Source organism: Nitrospira defluvii, from assembly GCF_905220995.1.
Classification (GTDB): Bacteria; Nitrospirota; Nitrospiria; order Nitrospirales; family Nitrospiraceae; genus Nitrospira_A; species Nitrospira_A defluvii_C.
Window position 1 is genome coordinate 404,164 of record NZ_CAJNBJ010000001.1, and the last position, 13,018, is coordinate 417,181.

Genomic DNA, 13,018 nt, shown 5'->3' on the forward strand with positions numbered 1-13,018 from the left:
TATCCCAGCTTATCCTGCGGCATTACCGTGCTATATTACCGCGGGGACAATAGTACAGAGAAAAGTCCTCTCCATGGCCGCGAGGATCGTAAAAGATGCAAAAGTCAGTTGAGTACGCGGGCGCATGATCGAGTGGTTTATCCTCGCGATCATAAGTGACCGTTCCGATGTAATAAAACCACTTCTCTTTCTTTCTGATTGCCACAACGTCCTCTGTTGGAACAAAGAACGTGCCAGTAACATCTAGTGTCGAATCCCCGTTTCCTGGAAATAATACTCGTGGCCCATCCGTCCAAGGCTGCCCTGTCTGTTCTGTGTTCGAGCACTCGACAAATGCAGGTGGCACATCAGGTGGTTTAGCAGAAACACACCAGCGGGCCTTCAGAACCGTGCCAATAGCCGGAGAATTTCCGGTATTTCTCACCGCAACATAACCTCTCAATTTCTCCTTCGATGTAATATAAGTAAAGACGTCAGGTCGCTTGGGTTTACATTTCCCATCGTATTTATACTCCAGCTCAGGCATCAGGCACATGCCGAGAGAGCCTGGATTACCAAGTAATGTCGAGATGCCAACCCATGGGCGTTGCATCCACTCCGTCGATCGGAATGCGGATTGACTTACCCTGAGGGTTTCCTGTGTAGTCGAGAAAATGGCCTGATTGTGTAAGTACTGGTAGTACGAAAATAGAGCGATGAAAAAACCCGGAACGACCGGAAGAAAAGCCAGCATCACTCTGAACCATACTCTGTCGATAATGGGGATTTTATCTATATCATCCTGACTACCAACTTTGATCGGGCTAGTTCTCTTCTCACCTCCTGACGAACTACCCCCCACATCCTGTTTAGCAGTTGAATTATCGAGATTCACGGCCACCAAGAAAGGCGCTGGAAGGTTCTCTCCGGGGGCGACAATGGAGAGTGGCTTCGTCTGAATAGCCGCCGGTACGCACGTAGTACGGGTTGGAGGCGCCGGGCGGGTTCGAACCGCCGCATCGCAGTTTTGCAGCTTGCCCGAGGGCTCTACGACCCATGAAGATCAACAGCGACAGACAGAGAGTAAGGCCATTAAATAACAAGGTGTTACGACATTTTATTGGTGCCCATTTACGACTAAAGAGGACTCCCAACCGGGAGCAAAATCGGGAGTGGAACCGGGACTAAAACCGGGATCAGGGTTTGTACGTTGCCGTAGATTGGTGGGAAGCGAATCAGTTCCCAATAACACTGCCCGTCTAAACCAACATACTAATTAATTATTAATTTGCCGTAGATCCTCAATAAAATACTTCGGGTTTCGTTTCCGCACAAGATCTACAAGAAAGCTGTCTGCGATGGAGGTTACCAAGCCCAGAGCGGGGTCATACACTCCCGCCATTGTCGTAGCCAAAAGACGCAAAGTCTTGCCTTTGTGAGTCGAAACAAATGGAATATCATGCATTAATCTCCCGTATTCCTTGGCAATTACGTGAGGACTGTCACGACACTTTTCATGAAACCACGCTCTAAATTGAACAGCATCTCTAGTCCCTCGCTTAATCAAAATGTCATGCAGGCGTGCTGGTCTATCTGGAATCGAGGCGTCTATTACATAACTCGCGATATCGGGAACTTCTGTAATTTCTTTCAGGGATCCAAATGTCTCAAAAGGACTAGATCTAGCACTGCCTCGCTGCTGTTTCGCCTTCAATACGTGACCAACAGGCGTTCCAGTAGCTGTATCCGTGCAACCAGTCTGTAATGCAAGCAACATTTCTAGATTGGCGCGGGCGATTCTAAGAACGGAATCAATTTCATCTCGCTCTTCGAAAGTCTGAATTTCCCCACACCTAAATTGATTGGGCTCAACACCAAACAAATGATCAAGACTGGTATTCCTGAGGCTAAAAGCAGTCCTTAAATATGGGCTATCTAAAATATCCTTGTAGGACTCCTCGCGGATCAGAGAAACCATCTTCTCCATCGGGAATGTTTGGGTGTTCTCAAGGATCATCCTACTTAAGTTCACCCTTCTCGGCTTCGTACTGAGCCCATTCAGGGCCCACTCCAAGGTTGAATCATCATCCGCAAATTGATCTACAGGGCGAGTTTGGTCGTGAAGAATGTCGTATGATGCAAGGCCACCCCCGTTCCCTATGTACGCAAGTGCCCCTTTCACACGTACAAAACTAACTGCATTATTTTCAATCAGCTCTGCAACGCCATCTTCTCCAAAAACACTTATCAAAATAACAACCGACATGAAGTCATGAGTTGGGACAATAACCTTGTCATACAGAAGCATGCTATCCAAAAAGGTCGATAGAGGATGCCGGCCGTTCCGTATGAAATTTTCATATCTTTCATTTGGAGATCCAGGATCGAAGTAACTCCACATGTTTCCAGCAAACAGTGCCATCGGATTAATCGGAGCGGGCTCACCTAAGAAACTAAGTTTCCACTTGAACCACTGAGGCGTCCCTTTTTTTAGTTTAATTCTCATGGATCCTTTTTTCGTTCAGCCTTTGCCTTTCCGGCACCCCTCTGCATTAAAGATTTTCGAAATATAACCTCATTAGATCGACATTTCGAGGTTCCTCAGAGGCTCGCGCAAAATCTTTAGGCAATCGGCGAGCGCTTCCTTGCAACTGAATCCTCCCGCCCAAAAGTTAGGCTTCCGCCTGAGAACCCAAAGGAAGGGTCGTCCTACTTTGACCATATAGATCAAGTGAAGCGGGGGCTGCGCCCCCGAGCCCCCCGGCCGTCCGGCCCCGGCAGTCCGGAGCGGCCGGCGGGCCTTTGTGGTCAGCATATTTCGCGTCTAGTTGATAATCCTGGGCAGACAAAGTCTTCATCTCAACTCTGCATGGCCACTAATTCACCAAGGGGACGGCCAAGCTAGCGCATCGCCGTCACCACTTGAAAATAACCCTGCATTTCCTCCCTCTCACCCCCTGAGAAGCCAACAGGTGGTGACAGGGTGGGGCCATATAGAGCCTATAACTAAGTATTAGAAGTAAAGATTTGTGAGTACCAGCATAGAAGTGACCACCTGTTCCCAGGTGGTCACCGTGTTCTGGAACGCGCGAGCGAATAGACTAGCGACTGAGAATATCGAGGATTTCATCCAATGGTCGAATGGTCCCCAACAGGAGAGGATCACCGAAACGCCTATTATGACGGTTCTCCTTGACCTTGAGCAATCCAGTCACAAGATTGTTGAAATCATCCAGCTTGGATGTTTCAAAGTAGGTAATAAAATCCCAATCATCCAACCCGCTGGAGTGATAGAGCTTCCGTTTCACCGTCTTCAAGTATGCGACCGTCGCATCCGTGTGTTCCTTCATCAGGCCTGTTCGGGTGTCTTGTCCAGAAATCCACCATTCTGCGTCCTTGCGTATAGGAACCACTATAACGTATGGGCTGCCCTGAGGTGGCGGTGTCTTCAACTCCCCCTTCAGTTCTTCTGGGAAGCTAGGGACATAATTTAGGGTTTTGGTGATGCCATTGAAGGTGTCAGTATTTTTCATATCCATCCCCATAGTGGTCCCCATGAGGTCTAACAAGAAGTTCTGATTATGAACCATCTCTTTCGAGTGAATCCTGACAAGTACATCAGCTCTCTCAGACAGACCACGAAGCAAATGCGTATCGACTATTAACTTATCGGCGTGCTTTTCGAACACCTTTTTCATTTCGGAGGCCGCCTTGACACGCGCTTCATGATCCATCTGCCACCAGTGCTCCCCCATCTTGAACACAGCAAACGTTGCGTAGACACCAGGATCCTTTAAGAGCTTGTCGTGATCCATGGCCGCCTCACTCACTACAGACAACATGGGAAGGAAGCATAATAGAAGCGCAACCATCGAAATCTGACTGATTCTCTTCATAAGTCCGTTCTCCTTTTCGGTTAAAAGGGCTGGTACAACCCAATGCATGGTCAAGCATAGCCCTGCCCCTTCACATCGATCTCACGAAATTGTCACATTTTTATCACGCCTGATGTGGCGAGCGGCCCGTAACGGTCGAGAACAATAGAGACTAGAAGTGCACGGTGGGCAGTTCAAAGCTGATGATGGTTCCGATGTTAGGTATACTCTCTGCTCGAATTGTACTTCCATGTAGCTCTAGGATTCGCTTAGTAATGGCCAGCCCGAGCCCAGCTCCTCCAGGCTGATTTTGTCGATTCGCCCTATAAAAACGATCAAAAATATAAGGCAAGTCGTGATCAGCGATCCCACAGCCAGTATCAGAAATTCGTATCATAACCGAGCCGGATTCGTGGCTTAACGAAATCGCAATGGTCCCTCCGCTCGGTGTATAGCGAGTAGCATTATTGATTATGTTTTCTAGCGCCCGCTCGATGAGGCCGATATCAGCCTCCACAAATGGCAGATCATCTGTAAAACTGCTCTTTAGGGCTATCCCCCTATTTGCGACGGTGAGTTGAAACTTTTGACACACATCCTGGACAAGCTCGGCTAAAGAAAATTGTTCGCATTGAATGCGAGCTTCACGCGAATCTAAGCGAGCCAATTCAAAGAGTTCCCCCACAAGCTCCCTAAGCCGTTGGCTTTGCTTGAGGGCAACGTCGAGAAACGTCCGGTATTCCTCTCGTGTAAGCGTTCCTTCTTTCATCAGTAACGTTTCCAGATACCCATGCAAGGATGCCAGGGGGGTACGCAAATCATGGGACACATTGGCCACCAACTCACGCCGAAGGATGTCCGTCTGCTTCAAAGTGGCCACTTGCTGAAGAATTCGTTCTACCATCCGATTGAATGTGGACCGGAGCCGATCAATTTCATCACTATTCCGCTCAGGAATGAAATCCTGAGGATGCAGCTCGAGCGCCTCTGAAAAATCGCTCTTTGCGAACGTTTCCATCGTCGATGCTAGTTTGGTTAACCTTCTGGTGAGCATGTTGAATAGAAAGAGACCGCCCAAAAGAGCGAACAGTAAGCCGGTAAGTGCTGCCCAGAGACTCAGCCGGAAGATGTAGCTCCGATTCAGCATATCGGCGACGGAGTCATACTCCTCTCCGCCAAGGACAATGTACAGATATCCTGTTGGTTGTCCGTGTAAGGGTATGGCTGAAACAGAAAAGACCTTCTGTCGAGTCGCATCACGGGGATCGTCACCAAGAATAGGAAATGCGTCCGCCTCGGTGAGAAAACGATGTATTGGTTCTAACGAGACAGCCGAGCGCTTGACCTTCTCAGTGGGAGCGGAGAAGTTGACTATGCCCCCATTCTCATCAAGCAAGTACATCTCAATGCTCGGATTGATAACCATAAGTAGGTGAAACAGTTCTTTCAGAGCGTACGGACTCACCTCTCCTTGGCTGCTTAGTAACTGGTCAGTAACAATGTTTCTGGCCAGAGCACGGTTCAGCTTCTGATTCACTTCTTGCTGATACATGCGCGTCGTGAAGACCATTAGGAGGGTGTATAGAACCCCAACCGCACAAAACAGGAAGAGCAACACAAGGGCGAGTTTGCCGTAAAGTGACCGCGACATGGTCAGTCCTTTAAGCCGGATCCTTCTAGTTCACAGAATTTGTATCCGACGCCCCACACAGTCAGAATAAAGTCGGGCTTGGCCGAATCCTTTTCAATCTTGGCGCGCAATCTGTTGATATGGGAATTTACCGTGTGTTCATAGCCGTCGTGACCGTAGCCCCAGACCGAATCGAGAAGCTGACTGCGCGTATAAACTCTGCCTGGATGGGATGCAAACTGCAGGAGCAAATCGAACTCTTTGGCCGTGAGATCCCTCAAGCTGCCTCTCACTGTGACCTTCCGTTTTTCAACATCGATGAAGAGGCCCTTTGCGCGGATAGTTTTCTGAACGTCCTGCGTCTTATCTCTAAATGCTTCAGAACGGCGGAAGAGGGCCTTTACACGTGCGAGCAGTTCTCGAACACTAAATGGTTTAGTAACATAGTCGTCAGCACCAACTTCCAGCCCAAGGACCCTGTCTATTTCTGAGGATTTCGCAGTCAACATGAGGATGGGTGTATAGGTGGGGAGCGATCGAAGCTGCCGACATATCTCTAACCCGTCGATGCCAGGCAGCATCACGTCAAGAATAATAAGGTCATATCTCTTCGAGAGCACACATTGAAGACCATCCTCTCCGGTTTTGGCGATCTCTACGGCATATGCGGTGTCGGTCAGGTGCATCTCCAAGAGCCGACCAATATCTAAGTCGTCTTCTACGACAAGAATTTGTTTAGCCATGAAAACCATATATTCGAGGCAGCAGGAATGCCTTTAGCATAGCGTCCGTCACAAATTCATCACAGCCATAGTTTATAGACCGAACCGAAGAAAGCCGGGCATGCTGAGGAAATGTCCGCTTTCAATGCCAAGGCCTGGTTTAATCGCGCGAATATTCCATGTGTCGGTAGCCGAGAATTTTAAGAAGCGAGACTACGAGTGGTCAGCCCCGCACAGTCGATACAGAGCCAGATTTCGCATGTGACGTCATGCTCCCTATAATAAAACCGCACCCACGACCGTTCAAATTGGCAGAACTCACAGAGCCGTTCCTTCGTATGCTCAGGACAGAGCCAAGCTTTGCGCGCCCGGTCATAGGTGGTCGCTTCCCGTCCGCAACAGGCCGGCCCAAAGAGACTCGGCAGCTTCAGATCACATCGATGCCAGATCATCCTCACACCTCCTGATAGACGAGTCCCTTCCCAAGCACCAGTTGCAAAATCGTGCCGCTGAACCAAATGGGATGGCCCGAGAGCAGATCCTCCCAGGTCTTGATGAACACGATCCGCGGGATCTCAATCTCGCCTCTGATCCGGCGATAGGCGTTCCGGGTGGACCATTGGTGCCGCATCTCTTCCCACAGTCGGCTAATTGGGAACCCGAGGGAGCGCTTCCAGGACCAGCACATATTCACGTAGCCGCATTGATCCTGGACATATTGGCTGATGACGTACCGGCTGAGTCGATTGCGGGACCGATGACTGGGCTGATAGGCCTTGATCCAGACCACCGGAGCCCCGTGGAGAGCTTGCCACTGGGACGAGAGCCATTCCTGGGAGACCCAGAACCGACGCGCACGTTCCCCATCCGGCACCCGCCAGGCCCAGAAGATATGAAGCACGCCATGCCCCTCTTCCGTCCGGACCTGGTAATACTCCAAGCCCTGAAATCCCAGCTGGCGTTCAATCCGCTGGCGCAGCTGCTTGTGGTGATAGGTCAGCTTTTCCGCATCCCCGCCTTCTGCCGTGGAGAGCGTCACCCAGAGGACTTGGAACTGGTGGCATTCCCAGAACCACAAGAGCGACCGCACCCGGTGGTAGCCTCGTTTCTGTTTCCTCGTCCATTCCCCGGCGACGGGCTCCCGCCGGAACTCCTTCCAGCGGCTCATCGGGCAGCCTCCGCTTGAGGAATGGCAGGACGAAGACCGGCAGCGAGAATCCGTTCCAATTCCTCAATGGGAATCCGCACGGCACGCACGGACGGCTTCACATAGGCAATCTGCCGTTTCAGGATGTATTTCCTGATCGTGCTTTCTTTGAGTCCTAAGCGTTCGGCCGCTTCTCGAATGGTGATCAATTTTGTACTCGGGACCATCGGGCACCTCCTTGGTAATGAGCGAATCATTGGTGTTATGCCTTGTATACGTGATGCATAACGTGTCTTGACACGCATTACCATTGACGAGGTACACTTCCCAAGAGTTTTCAGTCCGAAAGTGGCTCGTTCACCTCCAGTTTTTTCTTAGGAAATGGGATGGAGTGATGAAGCTGCCGAAGCCAGCTACAGAAGGAGAGGTCAGATGAACATAGACCGTGCCGCAATCTATGAGCAGTTCTACGGCGAGATGAAGAAGGCTAGAGAACGGATTCTGACTACAGCAGACGGCGAGGTCGGCTGGCTCTTGAAGTTTATCCAAACCGACCTCGAGGCTCTCACCCCAAGTGAATGGATGGTTCTGGCTTTCGAGGTGGCCAGCTTTGTCGATGACGTTGCGATTCGCCATGGGGAAGAAATCGCGACGGAAGGAGGATGGAGCGTCCAATCTATCCCAGGAGAGAAGTTTCGTGGCACTATTCCAAGCCGCACAGAGGCCAAGGAGATTCAAACCATGGTCCTCCGCAGCTTAAAGAACTTATGGACAAAGGCCGTGGCTGCCTTCACGTTTCCCCAATTCACGATCATTGTCACGTTGCCGGGCGCGGACCATGAACGCAAAGGGAGTGTGTTTGTTGCCACAAAGCGAAAAGTGAAGGAGTTTGAATATCGGTTCGCCCATTTATTGGTCGACTATTCCGGGCGAATTCGCCGTTGCCCGGAATGCCAACGGATTTACCTCGCTATTCGGTTTGATCAAACCTACTGCGGTCCTCGATGCCAGACGCGAGTAGCCACTCGGAAATGGAGAGAGAAACATCTACCCAAGAAACACAAAGCCTCCGGAGATACGGATAGCACAAAGGCCGATTTAGCCAGGAAAGGTCGAAAGGGAGGCCCCGATGGCAAGACCAAACGGTAAGGACCGTGGAATAGTGTTTAAGCAAGGCGGTTGGTGGGTTCGCCTGTATGTGAATGGCCGGGAGAAATGGTTCCGGGCGGACTCCAAGAGCCAAGCCAAGACGCTGTACGGTCGGTTGCGGTCCGAAGCTCGCGAGAACCGTTACTTCCCCGAGAAGTATGCCGTCTCCAAAGAGTTGACCCTCCGGGCTTGGATTGCGCGGTATCTGGAAGGCGTGACCTCACCAGGTCTTCGGAATGTGCATCGCTATGGAAAGTTCTGGTCGAAGCTCCTAGGGCGGAAGCTTTTGACCGAGATTACCGCCGACGACTTACGGCATATCCAAGCCAAAATGAAACACAAGGGCACCCGCACCGCCCGAACGATTAATCGCTACTTTGGAGCCTTACGACGCATCCTGAACTTGGCGATTGCCGATGGTCTGCTTTCGGCCAATCCCATCAAAGGCGTGAAGTTCTTTTCCGAGCCTGCCGGGCGGCTTCGCTTCCTGAGTGATAAGGAAATCTCCAGCCTCCGGGATACCTTGCCTCCGGAGCACTGGTTGATCGTGGCCTTCGCTCTCGAAACAGGGTTACGCCTCACCGAACAGTTTCATTCGCGCTGGGACTGCCTGAACTCCGAACAGGGCATCCTGACCATCCCACTGAGTAAATCCGGCAAGACTCGCCACGTTATTCTCACGGATGCTGCGCTAGAAATCGTCAAGGGTCTCACTTCTTGGATGCACAGCCCCTTTCTTTTTCCGAGTCCTCTCACCTCCGCACAACCGATGCAGGGGCGCAACTTTGTGGTGAAGATCTACGAACCTGCCTTGAAACGGGCAAAAATCGAAGGAGTCACCTGGCACACCTTACGGCATACCTTTGCCTCTCGGGCTGTGATGGCAGGAGTCGATATCCGGACCGTCCAAGAATTGATGGGCCATTCCACGATCACGATGACCATGCGCTATGCGCATCTCTCCCCGGCTCACCTACGCACAGCAGTGAATCGAGCGAGTTTGGGGGCAATTGCCGCGAAAAGTGCGAGTGGAACCGGGAGTAAAACCGGGAGTAGCGATAATCAGCAGGTTGAACAGGGTCCGGCCAGAATCACCGAACCCTCTGAGATATTTACAGGAATGGTTGGAGGCGCCGGGCGGGTTCGAACCGCCGCATCGCAGTTTTGCAGACTGCTCCCTTAGCCACTTGGGTACGGCGCCACGGGTCGTGATTATAGAAGGGGGAGCCTCAGGAACTCAACCGCGAAGAACGGGGAAACAGAGGAAACTTCAACAAGACAGCCGGCAATCGGAGGAGTCCTGACTAGGGCTTGCTCGGAAGCACCGGAATGTCGCGGACAATGGTGGACTGCTCATCAGGCGCGTGCCCCATCAATTCCCAACCCGCCTCTGCTTGCTCATCCGACGATCCGTTCAGCGCGACGCCGGACGCTTCGGCCTCCTTTTCCTTGGCCAGCTGCTCGACTTCGTGAATCAGCGTGTCCATGAGTTCGTCCATGGGCACCTTACGCATCAGCTTCCCTTTCTTGAAGAGAATACCTTTGCCTTCGCCGCCGGCAATGCCGATGTCGGCTTCCTTGCCTTCGCCGATGCCGTTCACGACGCAACCAAGCACCGAGACATTCAGGGGAGTTTTGATATGGCCCAGTTTCTTTTCCAACTCGTTGGCCATGCGCACCACGTCGATTTCGACCCGCCCACAGGTCGGGCAGGCGATGACGTTGATGCCGCGATGACGCAACTCCAACGACTTGAGGATTTCAAAGCCGACTTTGACCTCTTCCACCGGATCAGCAGCGAGCGAGACGCGTAATGTGTCGCCGATGCCTTGCGAGAGCAGCCAACCGAGGCCGATCGCGGATTTGACCGCGCCGGTCATGGCGGTGCCAGCTTCCGTAATACCGATGTGCAGCGGGTAATTGGACTGGGTGGAAAACAGGTAGTACGCGTCGATTGCGTGGTGCACGTCGGAAGCTTTGAGCGACACCTTCATGTTGGTGAAGCCTTCGTCTTCGAGCGCATGCACGGCGTTCAAGGCTGATTCGGACAGGGCTTCCGGCGAAGGCCAGCCATACTTATCCAACAGCGGGCGTTCGAGCGAGCCGCCATTGACGCCCACGCGCAGGGGAATGCCCCGCTCGTTGACGGCCTTGATCACCTCCTGCACTTTCCACCAGGCCCCGATGTTGCCGGGGTTGATACGGACGCAATCGACAACTTCGGCCGCCTTGAGAGCCAGGCGATGGTCGAAGTGAATGTCGGCAATCAACGGCACGGTCATCGCGGCTTTGATCTTCGGTAGCGCATTCGCCGCCTCTTCGTCTGGAACCGCGACGCGAATGAGCTCGCACCCGGCGGTTTCCAACTGCCGAATCTGCTCCACGGTCGCCTTCACGTCGCGCGTATCCGTGGAGCACATCGATTGGACCGAAATCGGCGCATCTCCGCCGATCTTCACCGACCCCGCCGTGATCTGCCGCGTCTTTTTTCTGGTGATATGCATTGAGCTTCTCAGGCTTGTACGTTTGACGTTCTATTTTATATTTCTTATTTTCCTTAACTCCCCTGCTCATCGCCGTGCGGCAAGCTACCCACGAGCGAGGCGAGGCGAGCGGCGTCGTCAGCCACCACACCGGCTCCAAACAAGGCCTTGACGCTGTTATAGATCCCGTCGGCGGTCAGGCCATACCGTTCGCGCAACAGGTCCTGCGGCCCCTGCTCGATGTACCAATCGGGCAACCCGAGCACCTTGGTGCGCAACAAGAGTCCGGCTTCGGACAGGGTTTCCAAGACGGCGGACCCGAATCCGCCCATCTTGCAGCCTTCTTCCACCGTCACGAGGCATCGCACGTTCTTCGCCGTCTTGAGGATGAGTTCGGTATCCAGTGGCTTCGCAAACCGGGCGTTGACTACGGCGGCAGAAATGCCTTCCTGGGCCAACCGCTCGGCGGCCTTCATGGCCGGCCAGACGGTGACGCCGATCGCGACGATCGCCACATCCGTCCCTTCCCGCAGCAGCTCGCCCTTGCCGATCGGCAGGGTGGTGGGCTCAGGATCCATCGGCACCCCAAGGCTCACGCCGCGCGCGTACCGAACCGAAGCAGGACCATCGTAACTCACACAGGTCTTGATCAGATGCTGCAATTCGTTCTCGTCTTTGGGGGCGGCGACGACCATGTTCGGCACATGCCGCAGGAACGCGAAATCGAATGCGCCATGGTGGGTCGTGCCGTCCTCGGCCACGAGTCCACCACGGTCGATGCAGAAGGTCACCGGCAAGTTCTGGGTGGCCACATCGTGCACGACCTGATCGTAGGCCCGTTGCAAGAATGTGGAATACAGGGCCACCACCGGCTTCATCCCCTGCGCGGCCATACCGGCCGCGAAGGTCACCGCATGCTGCTCAGCGATACCCACGTCATAAATCCGCTCAGGAAACTCCTTCTCAAAGGCATTCAGACCGGTGCCCTCACACATGGCGGCGGTGATGGCGACCACTCGCTTGTCTTGATGCGCCACTTTGATCAGGGCATCGACGGCCATGCTGGTGTAACTGGGACGCACGGCTTTCTTCGCCGGCACGCCCGTTTCACGCACGAACGGCGGGCAGGCATGGAACCAGACGGGGTTGTCCATGGCGGCTTGATACCCCAAGCCTTTTTTCGTGATCACGTGCAGCAGGACCGGGCCCTTCATTTTCAGCACGTTTTCTAACGTCGGTAGCAGATGCTCGAAGTTGTGCCCATCGATCGGTCCGGCATATTGGAAGCCTAATTCCTCAAACAACAGTCCGGGAAGAATGGCGCCTTTGGCCAATTCCTCGGCTCGACGAGCGATCTTTTGCACTTCCAGACCGATGTGGGGAATTTTGCGCAGCAGCTGTCCGGTTTCCTCACGCATCCGCGCGTAGAATTCTCCGGTGAAGGTCCGGTTCAGGTAGGCGGAAATGGCTCCGACGTTGCGGGAAATCGACATTTGATTGTCGTTCAGCACGACAAGAAAGTCCTTGTTCGTCCCACCCGCGTGGTGCAACCCCTCGAGAGTCATCCCCGCAGTCATCGCCCCGTCGCCGACGACGCAAACCACCTTGTGCTTCTCGCCCCGTTGCTCGCGCGCTTCTACCATTCCAAAGGCAGCCGAGACACCGGTGCCGGCATGCCCGGCATTAAAGGTATCGTATGCACTTTCTTCGCGCTTGCAGAACCCGCTCAATCCACCGTACTGCCGCAACGTGTGGAACTGTTCCCGGCGTCCGGTCAGGAGTTTGTGGGTATAGGCTTGATTACTGGTATCCCAGACGATTTTATCGTTCGGCGTATCCAGGAGATATTGCAAGGCGACCGTCAACTCCACGACACCGAGATTGGAGGCCAGATGCCCCCCGACATTCGAAACCACCGCGAGGATTTGCTCACGAATCTCTTGGCATAGTTCCGGAAACTGTTCAGGGGACAGGCGCTTCAAATCAGCGGGACTGTGGATATTTTTTAAAAGAGACATTGCACAATCTCCTTG

Annotated in this window: 11 protein-coding genes, 2 tRNA genes and 1 pseudogene; 2 read left to right on the forward strand and 12 right to left on the reverse strand. The window is 53.1% G+C overall.

Features of this window, described 5'->3' with window-relative positions; genetic code table 11:
* Nucleotides 1-22 precede the first annotated feature (22 nt).
* The 9 genes from KJA79_RS01955 to KJA79_RS01995 form a co-directional block, all read right to left on the reverse strand.
* Nucleotides 23-880, reverse strand: a complete 858-nt coding sequence (locus tag KJA79_RS01955; protein ID WP_213040316.1) for a hypothetical protein — start codon at nt 878-880, stop codon at nt 23-25.
* 87 nt (nt 881-967) lie between these two features.
* A tRNA-OTHER gene (locus tag KJA79_RS01960) sits at nt 968-1,053 on the reverse strand.
* A gap of 202 nt (nt 1,054-1,255) precedes the next feature.
* Nucleotides 1,256-2,485, reverse strand: coding sequence for a hypothetical protein (locus tag KJA79_RS01965; RefSeq protein WP_213040317.1), 1,230 nt, complete (start codon nt 2,483-2,485; stop codon nt 1,256-1,258).
* Between the two features lie 595 nt (nt 2,486-3,080).
* Complete coding sequence (locus tag KJA79_RS01970) at nt 3,081-3,875, reverse strand: chlorite dismutase family protein (protein WP_159450723.1); 795 nt, start codon at nt 3,873-3,875, stop codon at nt 3,081-3,083.
* Nucleotides 3,876-4,026: 151 nt separating this feature from the next.
* Entirely contained in the window at nt 4,027-5,505 is a 1,479-nt protein-coding gene (locus KJA79_RS01975; RefSeq protein WP_213040318.1) for a sensor histidine kinase, read from the reverse strand.
* A 2-nt stretch (nt 5,506-5,507) separates the two neighbouring features.
* The gene (locus tag KJA79_RS01980) at nt 5,508-6,227 is read right to left on the reverse strand and encodes a response regulator transcription factor (RefSeq protein ID WP_213040319.1); all 720 of its coding nucleotides are present in this window, start codon (nt 6,225-6,227) and stop codon (nt 5,508-5,510) included.
* Nucleotides 6,228-6,406: 179 nt separating this feature from the next.
* Nucleotides 6,407-6,658 carry a hypothetical protein gene (locus KJA79_RS01985; protein ID WP_213040320.1) on the reverse strand — a complete coding sequence of 84 codons (252 nt, stop codon included), beginning with the start codon at nt 6,656-6,658 and terminating at the stop codon, nt 6,407-6,409.
* Between the two features lie 2 nt (nt 6,659-6,660).
* Nucleotides 6,661-7,374, reverse strand: a complete 714-nt coding sequence (locus KJA79_RS01990) for a hypothetical protein (protein WP_213040321.1) — start codon at nt 7,372-7,374, stop codon at nt 6,661-6,663.
* On the reverse strand, nt 7,371-7,580 hold the full coding sequence (locus tag KJA79_RS01995; protein ID WP_213040322.1) for a helix-turn-helix transcriptional regulator: 210 nt from the start codon (nt 7,578-7,580) through the stop codon (nt 7,371-7,373). The genes KJA79_RS01990 and KJA79_RS01995 overlap by 4 nt, the downstream gene beginning before the upstream one ends.
* A 205-nt stretch (nt 7,581-7,785) precedes the next feature.
* Between KJA79_RS01995 and KJA79_RS02000 the strand changes: the two genes are divergently transcribed.
* The gene (locus tag KJA79_RS02000; protein WP_213040323.1) at nt 7,786-8,502 is read left to right on the forward strand and encodes a hypothetical protein; all 717 of its coding nucleotides are present in this window, start codon (nt 7,786-7,788) and stop codon (nt 8,500-8,502) included.
* Nucleotides 8,503-8,833: 331 nt separating this feature from the next.
* Nucleotides 8,834-9,460: pseudogene (locus KJA79_RS23250) on the forward strand (tyrosine-type recombinase/integrase); the annotation flags it as partial.
* Nucleotides 9,461-9,627: 167 nt separating this feature from the next.
* Here the strand turns inward: KJA79_RS23250 and KJA79_RS02010 are convergent.
* The 3 genes from KJA79_RS02010 to dxs form a co-directional block, all read right to left on the reverse strand.
* Nucleotides 9,628-9,703, reverse strand: a tRNA-Cys gene (locus KJA79_RS02010).
* A gap of 103 nt (nt 9,704-9,806) precedes the next feature.
* Nucleotides 9,807-11,018 (reverse strand): flavodoxin-dependent (E)-4-hydroxy-3-methylbut-2-enyl-diphosphate synthase, encoded by a 1,212-nt coding sequence (ispG, locus tag KJA79_RS02015; RefSeq protein WP_281412661.1) that lies wholly within the window; start codon nt 11,016-11,018, stop codon nt 9,807-9,809.
* A 41-nt stretch (nt 11,019-11,059) separates the two neighbouring features.
* A complete protein-coding gene (gene dxs / locus KJA79_RS02020; protein WP_213040325.1) occupies nt 11,060-13,003 on the reverse strand; it encodes a 1-deoxy-D-xylulose-5-phosphate synthase in 1,944 nt (647 codons plus the stop codon).
* Nucleotides 13,004-13,018 lie beyond the last annotated feature (15 nt).